The organism is Pseudonocardia humida (genome assembly GCF_023898865.1).
Taxonomy (GTDB): Bacteria; Actinomycetota; Actinomycetes; order Mycobacteriales; family Pseudonocardiaceae; genus Pseudonocardia; species Pseudonocardia humida.
The window spans coordinates 113,569-131,032 of record NZ_JAGSOV010000009.1 but is presented as its reverse complement, the minus strand read 5'-3'; the positions used below and the strand labels follow the sequence as shown (position 1 = coordinate 131,032).

Sequence of the window (17,464 nt, the reverse complement as noted above, 5' to 3'; positions counted from 1 at the left end):
GGCTCGGCGGGTGGCTCGGGTGGCGGTCAGCGTAGCGGCCGGACCCGGCCACGGCCGGGTGCTGCGCCCCGGCGCGGCGAACGCCCTGGTGAGGGCGGTCTCCCGGCCGGGCGCGCCGGGGGTGGGAGACTGCTCGCGTGCGCGACATGGCTCTGTTCAGCGGCACCGCCCACCCGCGACTCGCCGCAGCCATCGGCCACCACCTGGAGGTGCCGGTCTCCCCGTCCCAGCTCAGGCGCTTCGCCAACGACTGCCTCGAGGTGCAGCTGCAGGCCAACTGCCGCGAGCGCGACGTCTTCCTGGTGCAGCCGCTGGTACCGCCCACCCAGGAGCACCTCGTCGAGCTGCTGCTCATGATCGACGCCGCGCGCGGGGCCTCGGCCGGGCGGATCACCGTCGTGATGCCGCACTACGCCTACGCGCGCTCGGACAAGAAGGACGAGCCGCGCATCTCGATCGGCGGGCGCCTGGTCGCCGACCTGATCTCGGCAGCGGGCGCCGACCGGGTGCTGACGATGACCCTGCACTCACCGCAGGTGCACGGGTTCTTCTCGGTGCCCGTCGACCACCTGCACGCGCTGCACGAGCTCGCCGGGCACTTCCGGACGGGCGACCTGTCCAACTCCGTCGTGATCTCCCCGGACCTGGGCAACGCCAAGGAGGCCAACGCCTTCGCCCGGCTGCTCGGCGTGCCGGTCGCCGCGGCGGCCAAGCAGCGCATGGCCGACGACAAGGTCGTCATCTCCGCCATCATCGGCGACGTCCGCGGCCGCGACGTGATCGTCCTGGACGACGAGATCGCCCGCGGCTCGACGATCATGGAGCTGCTCGACCACCTGGCCGCCGAGGACGTCGCCTCGGTCCGGGTGGCCTGCACCCACGGGCTGTTCACCGCGGGCGCCATCGGCCGGATCGAGGCCCACGACGAGGTCCGCGAGATCGTCTGCACCAACACGGTCCCGGTCCCCGAGGAGAGCTCGGCGGGCAAGCTGACCGTGCTCACCGTGGCGCCCGCGCTGGCCGAGGCGATGCGCCGGATCCACAACGGCGAGTCGGTCAGCGTGCTGTTCGACGCCCCCTGAGCCGCTCGCCCGATCGGCCGCCAGGACGTGCCGATCGGGGCGGTGCGTGCTTACCCTGCGCGCATCCCTGCCGTCGCGCCCCGGGGGTTGCCGTGTCCGACCTGCCGCCCGCTTCCGACCCGACGTCCGCCGTCGCCACCGGGGAACGCCCCCGGCTCCCGGTGCGCACGCTCGTCGCGGCGTCCATCGGCAACGCCATCGAGTGGTACGACTGGACGATCTACGCGACGTTCAGCGTGTACTTCGCGACCCAGATCTTCCCCAAGGAGAACGCCTCCCTGGCCCTGCTGAGCACGCTGGCGACCTACGCGCTGGCGTTCTTCTTCCGCCCGCTCGGCGGCTACCTGCTGGGCCGCTTCGCCGACCTGCGCGGCAGGCGCACCGCGATGCTCATGACCATCGCGATGATGGCGGCCGGGTCGGTGGTCATCGGCCTGCTGCCGACCTACGCGCTGGTCGGCTGGCTGGCGCCGATCCTGCTGCTGCTCGCCCGGATCGCCCAGGGCCTGTCGCTGGGCGGTGAGGTCTCCAACGCATCGGCCTACCTGGCCGAGATCGCGCCGCCCGCGCACCGCGGCCGCTACTCGGCGTTCTTCTACATCTCCACCGGCGCCGCGGTGCTGCTGGCCTCGCTGCTGGGCGCGCTGCTCACCGCCGTGCTCAGCGCCGACGACCTCGCCGCGTGGGGCTGGCGCATCCCCTTCCTGGTCGGGGGTGTGCTGGGCGTCGTCGGGCTGTGGCTGCGCCGGGCCATGCCCGAGACCGAGCTGTACGAGGAGAACAAGACCAAGGCGAAGTCGGTGCGCAACCCGCTGCTGGCCACCCTGCGCGAGCACCCGAAGGCCGTCGGCCAGCTCATCGGCTTCACCCTGCTGTCCACCCTCTGCTACTACACCTTCTTCTCCTCGATCACGCCGTTCGCCATCAACTACCGCGGCGCCGAGGGCAACGACGTGTTCGTCGCGCTGTCCATCGCCACCGCGCTGTTCGTCCTGCTGCAGTACCCGATGGGCGTGCTGTCGGACCGGTTCGGCCGCAAGCCCCAGCTGCTGGTGTGGTCGGCCGCGACCGCGGTGCTGATCGTGCCGCTGTCCACGCTCATCGGGCCGGGCCTGGGCAACCTGCTGGTCGTGTTCTGCGTCGGCCTGGGCTTCTACACGATGATGACCTCGATCGCCCCGGCGATCATGAGCGAGCTGTTCCCGACCGAGCTGCGCGGCCTGGGCATCGGCGCCTGGTACAACCTGACCGTCGCGCTGTTCGGGGGGACCGCGCCGCTGGTGGTCAGCGCGCTGGGCGAGGCGGGGATGGCCGACGTCTTCTTCTGGTACGTGGCGGTGGGCGCCGTGGTCGCCTTCCTGGTGATCCTGACCCTCCCCGAGACCAGGGGGAAGGTGCTCGACTAGGGCGTGCATCGAAAGCGCCGGTCACAGCCACCCGTTGCTTTGCGGCAGGGGTAAACCGCTACTTCAGCGGTGGATGTGGTGCGTACGGTGTGGCGGTGGCCGGTGATCGCGTGCAGCGGCAGCTCACGGAGCCAGACGCGCGGACACGAAGGAGCGAATGTTGCCAGGCGCTGAACTGCGAGGGGTGACTCTGGACTGTGCCGACCCGCACACGCTGGCGGGCTTCTACGGTGCACTGACCGGGATGCGCGAGCTCTTCAGCACGGACAAGTTCGTCGCTCTGACGGACGGCTCCGGCTGTGATCTGGGATTCCAGCGGGTTGACGGATACCGGGCTCCGCAGTGGCCAGGTCAGGAGGTGCCACAACAGTTCCATCTGGATCTCCGCGCTGACGACCTCGACGCGATGGAAGAGCTGGCGCTGGAACTCGGAGCGGCCAAACCGGGCCATCAACCCGGCGACGGACGCTGGCGGGTACTCCTGGATCCGGCTGGCCACCCCTTCTGCCTGACGTCTTCCTGACATCACCGGCGTTGACCGGCATCCCCCGTCAGACGCCGTAGCGCTCAGGCGTGGGCGAGCAGTTCATCGGTTGCTGGCCGCATCGGAGAGGCCATGGCGTCGGACGTGCTGGTCACAGCCACTCGTTGATAGCCGCTACGGGACGGTTGCCTCGTGGCGGACCGCGGGTTTGTCGTGCCTCGTGGCCACGGAGCGGTGCCTTTTGAGGCGATTGATGCCGCACTCGACCGCGTGCCGAGCTTGTAGTCCTCCGGGTCGAACTTCGGCGGACGGCCGCCTCGGGAGCGGCGTTTCCTTCGATTGCGGGACTGGTCGGCCTTGTCCGGGATGGTGCAGCGAATGCCGTGCCTGCGCTCGTAGGCGCGGTTCTTGCGGGAGGCATACGCCTTGTCGGCGCGCACCCGCCTCGGCCGGGTTCGCGGTCTGCCCGGCCCCAGCCGGGGCACCCTGATGCGGCCCAGGACGACCTCGAACTGCGGGGAGTCCCCGCGCTGCCCGGCGGTGATCACGATGGACATGGGTTTCGGCCCCTGCTCGACGGCGAGGTGCAGCTCGGTGGTCAGGCCGGCGCACGAGCGCCCGAGGCCGTGGTCGTCGGGCTCGACGGCGACACCGCCGGGCGGCTCCTTCCGCAGGTCCCTTTCCGCGCTCCGGCGGCGTGCGGTGGGCCCGGCAGACGGTGGAGTCGATGTTGAGGTCCCAGGTGATCAGGTCCTTCCTATCAGCCCGGGCCTGGAGTTCGGTGAAGATGCGCTGCCAGGTCCCGTTGCGCTGCCAGCGGCGGAACAGGTCGTACACCCGCCCCACCGCCCACAGTCGGCGGGCATGTCCCGCCACGGGATGCCAGTACGGACCCGGAACCGTATGCCGTCGATCAGCTGCCGCCGGGTCCATATCGGTCGCCGGCCGGGCTCCTGCCCCTCGGCAACAGCAGCTCCAGCACGACCAGCCCCGCGGCCGGGCCGCCGGTGCCAATGTCAAGTCCTGCCCAAGTCACTGGCCCCTCCGCGGAAGGGCTGGTGATACTCCCCGCAGAAGGGGGAGGAACATGGACTACATCTGGCTCTTTCCGCTGTTCGGCGTCCTGATGGCCGGGGCGATCGCGGCCACCGTGCTGCTGACGATCCGGCGGAACTTCCGCCGACTGCTCGAGACGGCGGCCCACGACGCCGCGGCGGCCCGGCGCGGGGTGTTCGTCGGCGAGGGCCGCTCGTCCGGCTCGCAGCCGTCGAGCTGGTCGGACTCCGAGTGGACGACGACCTACATCGGCTCCACGGCGCACGGGTACGGGCCCGCGCACGACCACGGGTGGCCCGCGTCGTCCGAGCACGGCGGCTCGTCGAGCTGCTCGGACAGCGGGTGGAGCAGCTCGTCGGACAGCGGGTCGTCGAGCAGCTCGTCCTCGTCGGACAGCGGCTCGTCGAGCAGCAGCTCGTCGTCGGACAGCGGCTCGTCCAGCTGCTGACCGGCGGGGCCGGTCAGCTCGGGCAGGCCCGCGGGCCGGTGAGCACGGGGTGGCCGGAGGAGACGATCTCGGCGGGCAGCAGGCAGCCGCGCACGGTGCCGTCCGGCTCGACGACGAACTCGGCCACCGCGGTGCGCGCCCCGGGTGCGGAGTGCCGGGGCCAGACGAAGTTGCCCAGGCCCCAGGCGACCGGCCGGTCCTGGTGCACGCCGAGCGGCTGCAGCCGGTGCGCGTGGTGGCCGAAGACGCCGTCGGCCCCGGCCTCGATCATCGCCTGGGCCCGGGCCACGTCGTCGGGGCGCGGCTCGGTGTCCAGCTCGGCGCCCCAGTGGATGGACACGAACACCAGGTCGGCCAGCCCGGCGGCGGCCCGCACCGCCGCGGCCATGCCGGCGATGTCGTCGCCGCCGGCCATGCCGGGCCGCTCCGGGCCGGCGAGCCAGTCGGGGGCGGGCACGACCCCGCCGAAGCCGAGCACCGCGATCCGCCAGCCACCGCGCTCGACGATCGCCGGGGCGTTCGCCGCGGTCTCGTCGGCGCCCACGCCGACCGGGGCGATCCCGGCGGCCTCGGCGTGCGTGATCGAGTCGAGCAGGGCGTCGGGGCCGTAGTCGCGGCTGTGGTTGTTGGCCAGGTTGGCGACGTCCACGCCGGCGGCTCGGGCGGCCGGCAGCGCCGCCGGGTCGCAGCGGAACGTGAACTGCTTGTCCGGCACGGGGGTGCCCCGGGTGGAGACCGGGCACTCCAGGTTGACCACGGTCAGGTCGTCGGCGGTGAACAGGTCGCCCAGGCCCGACCAGGCGTGCTCGTAGCCCTCCGCGCGCAGCGCGGGCACGTAGTCCGGGTCGAGGTTGACGTCCCCGGTGCCGTGCACGACCAGCCGCTGCCGAGCCGGCGCTGGTGCGGGCGCGACCGGCCTGGTGGTCCGCGGTGGGGCGGTGACCACGGTCATCGCGGGGGCCGTGGTCGCCGTGGTGGTCGTGGTCGTGGTCGGCGGGGCGGTCGTGGCCGCGGTGGTGCTGGGGGCCGCCGCGGTCGTCGCGACGACGGGCTCGGTGCTCGTCGCCGGCGGGCCGCAGGCCGCCGTGGCCGACCCGAGCACCGCGGCGGCGACCAGTCCGGCCCAGCGGGCGCGCCCCCGCGCGGACCCCGCCGTCGATACCGCCACCCCGGACCCCCTCCGCCCCCGCCGACCGGGTCAAGCGTGGCAGAGGAGGAGATCGGCCCGGTAGAACCGGGATGGGGGGTCTTCCGACCCGGACGGGCGGTCAGCCGCGGGCGGTGTCCACCACCGAGACGGTGCCGTCGCCCGCGTTGACCACGTAGGCCCGCAGTCCGTCCGGGGCCACGGCCACCGCCTCGGGCCACAGCCCGACCCGCACGGTCTCGACGACCCGGTTGGCCGCCGTGTCGATCACCGAGAGGGTGTTCGAGTCGTTGTTGGTGACGTAGGCGGTCTGCCCGTCGGGGTGCAGGGCCACCGAGATGGGGCGGTCGCCGACCGGGACCCTGGTCACCACCGCGCCCTCGACCAGGTCGACGACCGCGACGCTGTCGTCCTCGATGTTGACGACGTAGGCCGTCTCCAGGTCGTCGCTGAGGGTCACGCCGTCGGGTGCGGTCCCCACCGTGATCTCGTCGAACGGGGTCGAGAACTCGAGCAGGTCCATGAGCATCAACGTGCCGTTCTCGGCGTCGGTGACCGCGCCGAGCGAGCCGTCGGCGGAGACGGCCAGCGACTGGGGCCGGGCGCCGACCGAGACCGCCCGCAGCACCTCCTCGGTGTCCAGCTCCAGGACCGCGGCGCCGTCGTTGGCGGTCACGAAGGCGTGCCCGTTCTCGTCCACCACGACGTCGGTGGGCGAGGTGGCGACCGGGATCGCCCGCCGCGGCGCGCCGCGCTCGTTGTCGACCACGGCGACCGTGCTGGAGCCGTGGTTGACCACGAACGACGTGCTCCCGTCCGGGGACAGGGCGATGCCCTCCGGGCCGTCGCCCTCGGCCAGCTCCACGGTGCCGACCACCGAGTCGGTGGTGGTGTCGACCACCGAGATCGTGTCGTCGTCGCGGTTGGTGGCGTACAGCCGGGCGCTGTCGGCGGTGATCGCCAGGTTCCGGGGCGAGCGCCCGATGCCGATCGTCGCCACGACCGATGCCGGCAGGACCTCCCCGTCCCCGTCGGTGGAGACCCCGCTGTCGAACAGGCCCGCGTCGTCGGCGTGCTCCCGGTCGGCCAGCTCGTCGCCGACCAGCACCGCGGCGCAGATGCCGAGGACCACCGTGAGCACCGACGCGACGGCGGTGATCAGGACCGACGGCCGCAGGATCCGGCGGCGCGGCCGGGTGGGCGACGCCAGCGGCCTCATCGGCGGCGGCATCGACGGTGGCGGGGTGCGGGACGGTCCGGACGGCATCCGGGGCCGGTCGACGGGACCGCTGCCCGTCGGGGCACTGGCGTAGGCCTGCCGCTGCCGGGCGCTCCCGTCGGCGAGCGCGGCCCGGGCCGCGGCGGCCAGGTCGCCCGCCCGCGCGTAGCGCTGCTGGGGATCCTTGTGCATGCCCCGCGCGACGACGGCGTCCATCGCGGACGAGACGTCGGCCCGGAACGCCGAGGGCTTGGGCGGGGGCGCGGTGACGTGCGCACCCATGATCGCCAGGAAGTCGTCGACCGGGAACGGTGCCGACCCGGTCAGCGCCTCGTGCAGGATGCAGGCCAGGCCGTAGACGTCGACGCGGTGGTCGCCGGGGCCGGCGAAGCGCTCCGGGGCCATGTAGGCGAGCGTGCCCATGGCCACGCCGGTGCGGGTCACCCGGGAGGCCGCCATGTCCCGGGCGAGCCCGAAGTCGATCAGGTAGACGAAGTCGCCGTCCGCGGTGAGGATGTTCGACGGTTTGACGTCGCGGTGCACCAGCCCCTCGGCGTGCGCAGCGTCCAGCGCGCTGGCCACCTGGGCCACGATGGCCACCGCCTGCTCGGGCGGCAGCGCCCCCTCGACCTCCAGCCGCGACTTCAGGTCGACGCCGTCGACCAGCCGCATGTCGATGAACGGCTGGCCGTCGATCTGGCCGTAGTCGTGGATGGGGATGACGTGCGGGTTGCGCATCCGCGCGGCGATCTGGGCCTCCGCGGAGAACCGGGCCCGGAACTCGGGGTCCGAACCCAGGTGGTGCGGCATCCGCTTGAGCGCGACGAGCCGGCTGCGCTCGACGTCGAAGGCCCGGTGGACCTCGCCCATGCCCCCCTGCCCGATCAGCCCTTCGAGCCGGTAGGGGCCGAACATCTGGCCGCGCAGAGGCACGGTCCCGGCGTCCCCGAACCCCGGACCGCTGTCCCCGCGCAGGCGCTCCACATGGTTGACACGTAAACGGGCCCGCTCCAGCCCACCCCGTCACCCGATCGGACCAGTCCCCACTCCGTCGAGAACAGACTTGTCGCCGTTTGGACCGGTCCAAAACGACAACAGGTTCGTTCTCGACGGGGAGTGGGCTAGAGGCCGGAGACGAACCCGTGGATGTCGGCCATGGTCGCCGCGAAGACCTCCGGCATCGCCGCCCGGAAGATCACGTCGCCGGCGTGGCAGGTGCCGGGCACGACGCGCAGCGCCGCCGGGACGCCCGCCCGCTGCAGCGTGCGGTGGTAGGCGATGCCCTCGTCGCGCAGCGGGTCGACCTCGCACACCGAGATCACGTGCGGCGGTAGCCCGGTGACCTCGTCGACCGAGGCGTGGTACGGCCAGGCCAGCGGGTCGGTGGCGTGCCGCCCGCCCGGGTCGTAGACGGCGTTCATGACGTCGAGCAGCGCGCAGGAGATGAAGTACCCGTCGTTCTCGACCAGCGAGGGCAGCGCCCGTTCCCGCTCGGCCCCGGTGCCCCCGTAGAGCCCGGAGATGTAGGGGACCATCGCGTACACGCCGTCGATCGTGTGGACGTGGCCGTCGCGCTTCGCGCGCAGCGTGGTCGCCAGGGCCAGGTTGGCCCCGCCGGACTCGCCGGCCAGCGTGAGCGTGGAGATGCCGAGCCGCGCGCGGTGCTCGTGCACCCACCGCAGGGCGGCGGTGCAGTCGTCGAGACCGGCGGGGAAGGGGTGCGCGCCGAGCGCGCCGGCGCCGTTGCGGTACTCGGCACCCACCACGACGGCGCCGGTGGCCGCGATCTCGTCGCGGACGCGGGCGTAGGCCGGTCCGGCCGCGGACAGGATCACCATGCCGCCGCCGTGGATGTGCAGCACGCCGGGCAGCGGCCCGTCGGCGCCGGCCGGGCGGCTGATGAACAGCGTGATCGGGTCGCCGTCGGGTCCGGTGACGGTCTCGGTGGAGCGCTCGACGCCCTCGACGGGCGGGAGGTCCTGCATGAGCGCGGCGAACACCGCCTCGAAGCCGGCCTCGGCCTCGGCGAGGAAGGCCAGCTGCGCCTCCCGCGGCGAGGTGCGGTCGACCGGTGGCGGCTCGCCCGCGCCGTCGAGGCCGAACGGGGCCAGCGCGGCCACCATCCGGGGGTCGCTGCGCGGGTCGGTGCGCAGTTCGAGGTGCGGGTCGCCGAGGCGACCGGGTCGGGTCTGCGCGACTGGTGTCTGCCCGGATGACTGCCCGGATGACTGCACTGTCATCGTGCCTCCTGGTGGGGTCGTGACGGCCGGCGACGCCCACGCTAAGCGATCCGATCGAGGTCAGGGGCGTGTCCGCGGCGCCGGCCGGAGGTCGGCGACGGCCAGGGCCACCGCCAGCGGCAGCACGGCCACCGGGAGCGCGACCCGCAGGTCGAGGACGTCGGCGAGCAGCCCCAGGCCCGAGGGCGCCAGCAGGATGGCGGTCCCGGAGGCCAGGGCGCCGAGCGCGGCGCCGCGGTCCGGGGAGGCCGCCGCCAGCAGTCCGCTCAGCGTGGCCGGGTAGAGCAGGGCGACCGCGAGGCCGGCCACGCCCAGCCCGACCGCGGTGACCAGCGGATCCGCGGTGACGGTGACCAGCAGGGTGGCCGCGACCACGAGGACGGCCGCGCACGGCACCGCGGCACGGCGGTCGGCCAGCCGGGCCGCCCCGATCCGGCCGACCGCCATCCCGGCGACGAAGACCGTGCTGACCGCGGTCGCCGTCGCGGTGGACAGGCCCGTGTCGCGCAGGCGCACGACGCCCCACACGACGAAGCAGAACTCGACCGCCACGGCCAGCACGACCGCCGCCCACCGGCGCGCGACGTGGCCGACGGGACCTGACCGGTCGGTCGGGGGTGCGGCGTCGTCGGGCGTGGTGCGGGCCCCGCCCGCGGTGGCGGCCAGGGCCAGCAGCGGCACCGCGACGAGGGCGATCCCCAGCCGGCCCGCCCCGCCGACGGCGTCCACGGCGGCCAGGGCGGGCGGGGCGAGGATGCCGGTGACGCAGGAGACGCCGGTGGCCCGGGCCAGCAGCCGCCCGGCGTCCGGGCCCCGCAACAGGGTGGGCGTGAGCAGGGCGAGTGCGGCGTTGCCCAGGCCGAGCAGGAGCCCGCCGGCCGCGGCGAGGACGACCGTCGGGGCGACGGCGAGCAGCACGGCGCCGATCGCCGCGGTCAGCGCGGCGGCCCGCAGCAGCGGTTGCGGGCCGCGGCGCAGCAGCACCCGGAAGGTCGCGCCGACGACCAGCAGTCCGACGCCGAACGTCGAGGCGATCCAGGCCAGCGCGGCGAACTCGACGTCCAGGTCGCGGGCGAGCAGCAGCAGGCACCCGCCGATGCCGGCGACGGCGAACCCGAGGGCCGCCTGGGCCAGGCCGACCTGCAGGATGGCCCGCGGCCCCGGGTCGCCGTGGGGACCCTGGCGGTGCGGGGCGGGACGCATCGGACCTCCCGCCGGACGAATAAACTCGCCTCGCGAGCATAGAGAGGTCCGGTCCATGCCGACAGGGCACGCCTCGGCCAACGAGGCCCGCTGGCGCGGCGCCGTCGCCGTGCTCGACCGGTTGCGCCGCGAGCCGGGCAGCACCCGCGCGGCCCTGGCCCGCGACCTCGGCCTGGCCAGCGGCACCGCCACCGAGATCACCGCCCGGCTGCGCGAGCTCGACCTCGTCACCGAGACGGCGGCCGCCGCGTCCGGGCGCGGGCGCCCGACGTCGGTGCTCGGGCCGCACCCGGCGGGTCCGCTGGTGCTGGTGGCCGAGATCCGGCACGAGGACTGGCGGGTCGGGGTCGCCGGGCTGGACGGGCGGGTCGCCGTCCTGGACGCCGACCGGCACGCGCACCGGCCCGCGGCGGTGCTGCGGGCCGTCGCGGCGGTCGCCGACGGCGCCGTCGACCGCTGGGGGAGGCGGGTGCGGGCCGTCTCGGTGGTGGTGGCCGCGACCGTCCGCGACGGCCGGCTCGTGCAGGCCTCCACCCTGGGCTGGGGTCCGGTCGACCTGACCGCCCTCGCGCCGCCGCGCGGGCTGCCCCTGCTGGTCGGCAACGACGCCACCCTGGCCGGCGTGGCCGAGGCGCGGTCGGGGGCCGCGGCCGGTGCGGGCACGGCCCTGCACCTGACGGTCGAGGTCGGCATCGGCGGCACGCTGGTGGTCGACGGTCGACCGGTCGCGGGCGCGACCGGCGCCGGCGGCGAGTTCGGCCACCTGCCCTTCGGCGATCCGGCGCTGCGCTGCCCCTGCGGCGCCCGCGGCTGCTGGGACCTGGAGGTCGACGGCCGCGCCGTCGCCCGCCACCTCGGCGAGCCGCCCCCCGAGGACCCCCGCAGCCACCTGCGCGCCGCGCTGGCCCGCCCGGGTGCACGCGATGCGGTCGAGCGCATCACCCGCGCCCTCGGCACCGGCACCGCAGGCCTGGTCAACGCCCTCGACCCGGAGGTCGTCACGCTGGGCGGCCTGGCCGGTCCCCTGCGCCGGCACGCGCGGGCGGCCTTCGACGCGGCGTTCGCCGACGGCCTGATGGCCTTCCGCCGCGCCGCGCCGCCCGCCGTCCGCGACGCCGTGCACGGCGACGACGGCGCCCTGCACGGGGCCGCCGCCGTGGGCCTGGACGAGGTGATCAGCGAGCGCGGCCTGGCGGCCTGGGCCGCCGACCGCGCGGGCTGACCTCCGTCCCGAGCCCCTCGCGCCGTCTCCCCTCGCCCACCGGCGGTGGTCATGGGGGCTGCAACCGCTCTCAGGGCGTGGCCGATTCGCGACCCGCGCCACTTGCTGACAGGTAAGTAAGTGTGGTTGGGTCCGCTCACCCACCCCCTGTCCGATCGCCGACGATCGGGAGAGGAAGCGCCTGATGCGCAACCACCGACCCGGGCGGCTCCTGGCCGTCACGGCCGCAGTCGTCACCACCGTCGCCGTCACCGCCGCGTGCGGGGGAGGGGGCGACCCGGGCCCGGGCGGGACCACCGCGGCCGGAGCCTGCGAACCGGCTCCCCCGGGCACGAAGGTCGAGCTGACGTTCACCTCGTGGGTGCCCGGCATGCAGAAGACCGTCGACCTGTGGAACCAGAACAACCCGGACATCCAGGTCAAGTACACCGAGGTCGTGGGCGGCAACGACGGCACCTACCAGGCCTACGCCAACCAGATCAAGGCCGGCACCACCGGCGACCTCGGCATGATCGAGTTCGACAACCTGCCGAGCTTCCGGCTGCAGAACGGCCTGGCGGACATCGGGGGGTGCCAGCCGGTCGCCGAGGGCATCGACGGCTACCCGGAGTGGACGCGGACGCAGGTCTCGTTCGGCGAGGAGGGCGCGGTCTACGGCGTCCCCCAGGACGTCGGCCCGCTGGCGCTCTACTACCGCAAGGACCTCTACGACGCCGCCGGTCTGAAGCCCCCGGCCACCTGGGACGAGTACGCCCAGCAGGCCGCGCAGATCCAGGCGCAGGGTGGGCTGATCGGCAACTTCATGCCCGACCAGCCGGCCTGGTTCACTGCGCTGGCCTGGCAGAACGGCGCGCGCTGGTTCACCGTCGGCGACGACGGCACGTGGAAGGTCGACATGACCGACCCGAAGACCCTGCAGGTCGCCGAGTTCTGGCAGAAGCTGATCGACGCCGAGCAGGTCAACACGATCCCCGGCATCGGCGACGTCGAGTGGCAGGCGCTGGACGCCGGCCAGGAGTGGACGCTGATCGGCGCGCCGTGGACGGCCAAGCTGATCGAGACCAACGTGCCGAGCGGGAACGGCAAGTGGGCGGTGGCGCCGCTGCCGCAGTGGAGCGCGGGCGGCACCGCGGGCGGCAGCTGGGGCGGTTCGACGACCGTGGTCTGGGCGGGCTCGGCGCACCCCTACGAGGCCGCGAAGTTCGCGATGTGGGCCTTCGGAGACCCGGCCGCGCTGGCGCTGAACAACGAGAACGGCGGCCAGTTCCCGGCGCACACCGGGCAGACCGACCTGCCTGCGCTGTCCGAGCCCTCGGCGTACTTCGGCGGCCAGGTGATCTGGACCGAGTTCGCGAAGGCCAACGACCAGGTCGACCCCTCCTTCGCCTGGGGCCCGACGATGACCGACACCTACGACACGCTGTCCAACGGCTTCGGCCAGGCGGTCAACGGCCAGGCGAAGCTGGCCGACGTGCTGGGCGACGCGCAGGCCCGGACGATCGAGACGATGAAGGCCCAGGCCATCCAGGTCGGCTGAGCACTCGATGACCAACAGGGAGGGGGCGCCGGCGGTGGCGCACGCGGTCGAGCAGCACGAGACCGGCGCGGCGCCGCCGCCGTCCCGCGGCCGCGGCCGCGGGCCCGTGCCGGTGCGGCCCCGGCGCCGGGTCCGGCACGGCCGCGCCGTCGTCGGGTTCCTGGCGCCGTTCGTGGTGCTGTTCGCGGCGTTCTACCTGGTGCCCATCGGGTACGCGGTGGTCGAGTCGCTGTACACGGTCACCCGGGTCGGCGGCACGTTCGGCCGGGCGACCGAGGTGTTCGGCGGGTTCGTGCAGTACGCGGCGGTGTTCTCCAACGGCCCGTTCTGGGCCAGCATCGGCCGGGTACTGGTGTTCTTCGTGATCTCGATCCCGCTGCAGCTGGGCCTGGCCCTGGTGTTCGCGCTGCTGCTGGACTCCCCGGTGCTGCGCGGGGCGCGGTTCTTCCGGCTGGCGTTCTTCGTGCCCTACGCCGTGCCCGGGGTCATCGCGGCGATCATGTGGGGCTTCCTGTACGCCCCGACGCTGTCGCCGTTCACGCTGCTGACGACGTCGTTCGACCTGCTGGGGCCGGACCTGGTGATCTTCTCGATCGCCAACATCGTCAACTGGATCTTCACCGGCTACAACATGCTGATCATCTACGCGGCGCTGCAGGCGATCCCGCCCGAGCTGACCGAGGCCGCCCGGATGGACGGCGCCGGGCAGTGGCGGATCGCCTGGTCGGTCAAGATCCCGATGGTCGCCCCGGCGCTCGGCCTGACCGGGGTGTTCTCGATCATCGGCACGCTGCAGCTGTTCAACGAGCCGCTGGTGATGCGCTCGGTGTCCAGCGCGGTGGGCAGCGACTACACGCCCAACATGGTCGTCCACGCCACGGCCAACATCCCGAACTACAACCTGGCCGCGGCGTTCTCGGTGGTGCTGGCCCTGGTCACCTGCGTGCTGTCGTTCACGTTCCTGAAGATCGCCGGACGGAGGACGCTCTCGTGACCGCACCCACCCGGACGTCGACCCGGCAGAACCCGCTCTCGGTCGGCGGGGCCACCCTGTTCATGATCCTGTTCGCCGGCTACTTCCTGGCCCCGGTCTGGTGGCTGGTGGTCACGGCGTCGAAGACGCGGGCCGAGCTGCGGGCCTCGCACGGGCTGTGGTTCTCCGGCCCGTTCGAGCTGCCCGGCAACGTCGCCGACGTGCTCGGCTTCGACGGCGGGCTGTTCCTGAAGTGGATGGCCAACAGCGTGCTCTACGCCGGCGTCGGTGGGGCGGTCGCCACGCTGGTCGCGGCCATGGCCGGCTACGCGCTGGCCAAGTACGTCTTCCCGGGCCGGGAGGCCGTCTTCAACGTCATCCTGGCCGGCGTGCTGGTGCCCACCACGGCGCTGGCGCTGCCGCTGTTCCTGCTGTTCAGCGAGGTCGACGCGACCAACACCCACCTGGCGGTGCTGCTGCCCAGCTGCGTGAGCCCGTTCGGGGTGTACCTGGCCCGGATCTACGCCGCGGCCAGCGTGCCCGACGAGCTCATCGAGGCCGCGCGGCTGGACGGCGCCTCGGAGATGCGCACGTTCTTCGCCATCGCCGTCCGGCTGATGGCCCCCGCGCTGGTGACGGTGTTCCTGTTCCAGTTCGTGGCGATCTGGAACAACTTCTTCCTGCCGCTGGTGATGCTGCAGGACTCGACGCTCTACCCGATCACCCTGGGCCTGCACACCTGGAACTCGCAGATCCCGCACAACCCCGACCTGCAGTTGTTCGTGATCGTCGGGGCGCTGCTGTCCATCGTCCCGCTGATCGTGGCGTTCCTGTTCCTGCAGCGCTTCTGGCGCTCGGGGCTGGGCGTCGGAGGAGTGAAGTGACCGACGCCGTGCCGGTGGACCCGGCCGACCTCCCGACCGAGCGGCTGGTCCGGCTGCTGACCGGCGCCGACTTCTGGGCCCTGCACGCGGAGCCCGCGCTCGGGCTGCGCCGGATCGTCACCTCCGACGGCCCGGCCGGGGTCCGCGGGGAGCTGTGGGACGAGCGCGACCCCTCGGTGAACATCCCCTCGCCGACCGCGCTGGCCGCCTCCTGGGACCCGGGGATGGTGCGCGGCATCGGCGGGCTGCTGGCCGAGGAGGCCCGCCGCAAGCGCGTCGACGTGCTGCTGGGCCCCACGGTCAACATCCAGCGCACGCCGCTGGGCGGGCGGCACTTCGAGTGCTTCAGCGAGGACCCGCTGCTCACCTCGCGGTTGGCCGTCGCCTACATCACCGGGGTGCAGGAGCACGGGGTCGCGGCCACGGTGAAGCACGTCGTGGGCAACGACTTCGAGCGGCAGCGCTTCACCGCCGACGTCCGCGTCGACGAGCGCACGCTGCGCGAGGTGTACCTGCAGCCGTTCGAGGCCGCGGTGACCGGGGCCGGGGTGTGGGCGGCGATGGCCGCCTACAACTCGGTGCGCGGCACCACCATGACCGAGAACCCGCTGCTGGAGCTGCTACGCGGCTGGGGCTTCGACGGCGTGGTGATGAGCGACTGGTTCGCCGCGCGCAGCCTGGCCGCCGCCACCGCCGAGCTCGACCTGGTGATGCCCGGCCCGACCACCCCGTGGGGGTCGGCGCTGGTCGACGCGGTCGCCGACGGCCGGGTGCCGCGCGAGGCCGTCGTGGCCAAGGTGCGCAGGCTGCTGCGGCTGGGCGAGCGGGTGGGTGCGGCCGGCCCGGACGCCACCCCGGGCGTCGAGCCCGGCCGGTTCGCGCCCGCGCCGACGCCCGAGCGGGCGGCGGCGGTGGCCGCTCACCTGCGGTCGGCGACGGCCGCGGGCTTCGTGCTGCTGGGCAACCGGCCGGTGGCCGGCGCGCCGGTGCTGCCGCTGGACCCGGCGGCCCGGCGGGTGGCGCTGATCGGCGACCACGCGACCCACCCGCGGGTGCTCGGCGGCGGCAGCGCCTTCGTGTTCCCGACCGGGGTGGTGACCCCGGCCGACGGGCTGCGCGCCGCCCTCGGCGACGGCGTCCGGCTCGACGTCGTCGCCGGTGCGCCCACGACCTCCCGCATCGGGGCCCCGGAGCTCGCCGACCTGCGGGTCCCGGGCGCCGACCGGCCCGGGGTCGAGATCCGCTTCCTCGGCGACGGCGACCGCGAGCTGGGCCGCGTCGAGCGCACCTCGACCACCTACAACTGGAACAACGCGTTCGGCGACGGGGTCGAGCCCGCTCGGCTGCGGGCCGTGGAGGCGCGCACCGTCTACCGCGCGGCGACCTCGGGGCGGCACGTGCTGGGCTGCTCCGGGACCGGGCGCTACCGCCTGCTGCTCGACGGCGTCGTCGTGCTCGACCGGCAGCTGGCGCTGCCGGTCGACGCCGACGGCGTCGAGGGCCTCACCCGGCCCCCGCAGGCCGGGCACGAGGTGGAGCTGGCCGAGGGCGCCGAGGTCGACGTGGTCGTCCGCCACGACGTCGACCCCGAGCGCCGCACCGACGACATGCTCATCGTCCCGCTGCAGGTCAACGCGTCCCGCCCGCGACCTGACACGGCGCAGGCCCTGCGCACGGCCGAGGAGGCGGCGCGCGCCGCCGACGTGGCCGTCGTGGTCGTGGGCACCACCGAGGAGTCCGAGGGCGAGGGCTTCGACCGCGACGAGCTGGACCTGCCCGGCGCCCAGGACGAGCTGGTCCGCCGGGTCGCCGCGGCCAACCCGCGCACCGTCGTGGTGGTCAACGCCGGAGCGCCGGTGCTGCTGCCCTGGCGCGACGAGGTGGCCGCCGTGCTGGTGTCGTGGCTGCCCGGCCAGGAGTTCGGCTCGGCGCTGGCCGACGTGCTGCTCGGCGTCGTCGAGCCCGGCGGGCGGCTGCCGATGACCTGGCCAGGCGACACCGCCGACCCGATCCCGTCGACCGTCGCCGTCGACGGCGTCGTGCACTACTCGGAGGGCCTGCACGTCGGGCACCGCCGCTACCTGCGCGACGGGGTGCGCCCGGCGTACTGGTTCGGCCACGGCCTGGGCTACACGAGCTGGGCGTACGAGGGCCTGGTGGTGCGGCCGGAGCCGGCCGGGGTCGCCGTCGAGGTCGCGGTGCGCAACACCGGGGCGCGGCCCGGGCGGGAGGTCGTGCAGGTCTACCTCGCGCGTCCGGAGAGCGCTCTCGAACGGCCCGCGCGCTGGCTGGCCGGCTTCGCCGCGGCGACCGCGGGTCCGGGGGAGCGGGTCACCGTGCGCATCGCGCTGCCCGAGCGGGTGTTCGCGCACTGGGACGAGTCGGCGGGCGACTGGGCCGTCGAGCCGGGGGAGTTCGCGGTACGGGTCGGCCGCCACGCCGACGACGCCGCGCTCACCGCCACCGTCGCGCCGCGCCCGCAGGCGGTGCCCAGCGGCTGAGCGGCGGTCTGTGCGGACCGGCGGCGACACGCCCCTCCGCGGTCGCCACCGGCCCGCACGCG

The 17,464-nt window shown here is 74.1% G+C and carries 16 protein-coding genes; 10 read left to right on the top strand and 6 right to left on the bottom strand.

The features are described 5' to 3' along the window. Nucleotides 1–146 precede the first annotated feature (146 nt). The 3 genes from KDL28_RS03195 (at nucleotide 147) to KDL28_RS03185 (ending at nucleotide 3,011) form a co-directional block, all read left to right on the top strand. Nucleotides 147–1,082: a ribose-phosphate diphosphokinase gene (locus tag KDL28_RS03195; RefSeq protein ID WP_252435874.1), complete on the top strand. Its 936-nt coding sequence runs from the start codon at nucleotides 147–149 to the stop codon at nucleotides 1,080–1,082. Between the two features lie 101 nt (nucleotides 1,083–1,183). After that, nucleotides 1,184–2,488 (top strand): MFS transporter, encoded by a 1,305-nt coding sequence (locus KDL28_RS03190; protein WP_252435873.1) that lies wholly within the window; start codon nucleotides 1,184–1,186, stop codon nucleotides 2,486–2,488. 184 nt (nucleotides 2,489–2,672) lie between these two features. Then, nucleotides 2,673–3,011 (top strand): VOC family protein, encoded by a 339-nt coding sequence (locus tag KDL28_RS03185; protein WP_252435653.1) that lies wholly within the window; start codon nucleotides 2,673–2,675, stop codon nucleotides 3,009–3,011. A gap of 44 nt (nucleotides 3,012–3,055) precedes the next feature. Here KDL28_RS03185 and KDL28_RS03180 read toward each other — a convergent pair whose 3' ends face one another. Beyond that, a complete protein-coding gene (locus KDL28_RS03180) occupies nucleotides 3,056–3,529 on the bottom strand; it encodes a transposase (protein WP_252435652.1) in 474 nt (157 codons plus the stop codon). 189 nt (nucleotides 3,530–3,718) lie between these two features. Continuing rightward, complete coding sequence (locus tag KDL28_RS03175; protein WP_252435872.1) at nucleotides 3,719–3,877, bottom strand: transposase; 159 nt, start codon at nucleotides 3,875–3,877, stop codon at nucleotides 3,719–3,721. Nucleotides 3,878–4,059: 182 nt separating this feature from the next. Between KDL28_RS03175 and KDL28_RS03170 the strand changes: the two genes are divergently transcribed. Then, nucleotides 4,060–4,476, top strand: coding sequence for a hypothetical protein (locus KDL28_RS03170; protein WP_252435651.1), 417 nt, complete (start codon nucleotides 4,060–4,062; stop codon nucleotides 4,474–4,476). 13 nt (nucleotides 4,477–4,489) lie between these two features. Here KDL28_RS03170 and KDL28_RS03165 read toward each other — a convergent pair whose 3' ends face one another. Further along, nucleotides 4,490–5,428, bottom strand: coding sequence for a CapA family protein (locus KDL28_RS03165; RefSeq protein WP_252435650.1), 939 nt, complete (start codon nucleotides 5,426–5,428; stop codon nucleotides 4,490–4,492). Here KDL28_RS03165 and KDL28_RS03160 point away from each other — a divergent pair. Further along, nucleotides 5,415–5,708, top strand: a complete 294-nt coding sequence (locus tag KDL28_RS03160; protein WP_252435649.1) for a hypothetical protein — start codon at nucleotides 5,415–5,417, stop codon at nucleotides 5,706–5,708. The genes KDL28_RS03165 and KDL28_RS03160 overlap by 14 nt on opposite strands. 36 nt (nucleotides 5,709–5,744) lie before the next feature. On the opposite strand, the gene KDL28_RS03155 is transcribed toward KDL28_RS03160, so the two are convergent. The 3 genes from KDL28_RS03155 to KDL28_RS03145 all read right to left on the bottom strand — a co-directional run bounded on the left by KDL28_RS03155 (nucleotide 5,745) and on the right by KDL28_RS03145 (nucleotide 10,285). After that, nucleotides 5,745–7,775, bottom strand: coding sequence for a protein kinase domain-containing protein (locus KDL28_RS03155; protein WP_252435648.1), 2,031 nt, complete (start codon nucleotides 7,773–7,775; stop codon nucleotides 5,745–5,747). Between the two features lie 188 nt (nucleotides 7,776–7,963). After that, nucleotides 7,964–9,082, bottom strand: coding sequence for an alpha/beta hydrolase fold domain-containing protein (locus KDL28_RS03150; protein ID WP_252435647.1), 1,119 nt, complete (start codon nucleotides 9,080–9,082; stop codon nucleotides 7,964–7,966). Nucleotides 9,083–9,142: 60 nt separating this feature from the next. Beyond that, nucleotides 9,143–10,285, bottom strand: coding sequence for a hypothetical protein (locus KDL28_RS03145; RefSeq protein ID WP_252435646.1), 1,143 nt, complete (start codon nucleotides 10,283–10,285; stop codon nucleotides 9,143–9,145). A 55-nt stretch (nucleotides 10,286–10,340) separates the two neighbouring features. Between KDL28_RS03145 and KDL28_RS03140 the strand changes: the two genes are divergently transcribed. From KDL28_RS03140 to KDL28_RS03120, 5 genes are all read left to right on the top strand, one after another. After that, nucleotides 10,341–11,507, top strand: a complete 1,167-nt coding sequence (locus KDL28_RS03140; RefSeq protein ID WP_252435645.1) for an ROK family transcriptional regulator — start codon at nucleotides 10,341–10,343, stop codon at nucleotides 11,505–11,507. Nucleotides 11,508–11,691: 184 nt separating this feature from the next. Continuing rightward, a complete protein-coding gene (locus KDL28_RS03135) occupies nucleotides 11,692–13,044 on the top strand; it encodes an ABC transporter substrate-binding protein (RefSeq protein ID WP_252435644.1) in 1,353 nt (450 codons plus the stop codon). A gap of 7 nt (nucleotides 13,045–13,051) precedes the next feature. Continuing rightward, entirely contained in the window at nucleotides 13,052–14,038 is a 987-nt protein-coding gene (locus tag KDL28_RS03130) for a carbohydrate ABC transporter permease (protein WP_252435643.1), read from the top strand. Between the two features lie 62 nt (nucleotides 14,039–14,100). Beyond that, nucleotides 14,101–14,901: a carbohydrate ABC transporter permease gene (locus tag KDL28_RS03125; RefSeq protein WP_252435871.1), complete on the top strand. Its 801-nt coding sequence runs from the start codon at nucleotides 14,101–14,103 to the stop codon at nucleotides 14,899–14,901. Next, the gene (locus tag KDL28_RS03120) at nucleotides 14,898–17,402 is read left to right on the top strand and encodes a glycoside hydrolase family 3 protein (protein WP_252435642.1); all 2,505 of its coding nucleotides are present in this window, start codon (nucleotides 14,898–14,900) and stop codon (nucleotides 17,400–17,402) included. Before KDL28_RS03125 ends, KDL28_RS03120 begins: the two co-directional genes overlap by 4 nt. Nucleotides 17,403–17,464 lie beyond the last annotated feature (62 nt).

Coding starts and splice junctions, on each gene's coding strand:
- KDL28_RS03165 (WP_252435650.1), bottom strand. CDS start 5,428: ATGACCGTGGTCACCGCCCCACCGCGGACCACCAGGCCGGTCGCGCCC.
- KDL28_RS03170 (WP_252435651.1), top strand. CDS start 4,060: ATGGACTACATCTGGCTCTTTCCGCTGTTCGGCGTCCTGATGGCCGGG.
- KDL28_RS03125 (WP_252435871.1), top strand. CDS start 14,101: ATGATCCTGTTCGCCGGCTACTTCCTGGCCCCGGTCTGGTGGCTGGTG.
- KDL28_RS03145 (WP_252435646.1), bottom strand. CDS start 10,285: ATGCGTCCCGCCCCGCACCGCCAGGGTCCCCACGGCGACCCGGGGCCG.
- KDL28_RS03195 (WP_252435874.1), top strand. CDS start 147: ATGGCTCTGTTCAGCGGCACCGCCCACCCGCGACTCGCCGCAGCCATC.
- KDL28_RS03180 (WP_252435652.1), bottom strand. CDS start 3,529: ATGTCCATCGTGATCACCGCCGGGCAGCGCGGGGACTCCCCGCAGTTC.
- KDL28_RS03150 (WP_252435647.1), bottom strand. CDS start 9,082: ATGACAGTGCAGTCATCCGGGCAGTCATCCGGGCAGACACCAGTCGCG.
- KDL28_RS03140 (WP_252435645.1), top strand. CDS start 10,341: ATGCCGACAGGGCACGCCTCGGCCAACGAGGCCCGCTGGCGCGGCGCC.
- KDL28_RS03135 (WP_252435644.1), top strand. CDS start 11,692: ATGCGCAACCACCGACCCGGGCGGCTCCTGGCCGTCACGGCCGCAGTC.
- KDL28_RS03130 (WP_252435643.1), top strand. CDS start 13,052: ATGACCAACAGGGAGGGGGCGCCGGCGGTGGCGCACGCGGTCGAGCAG.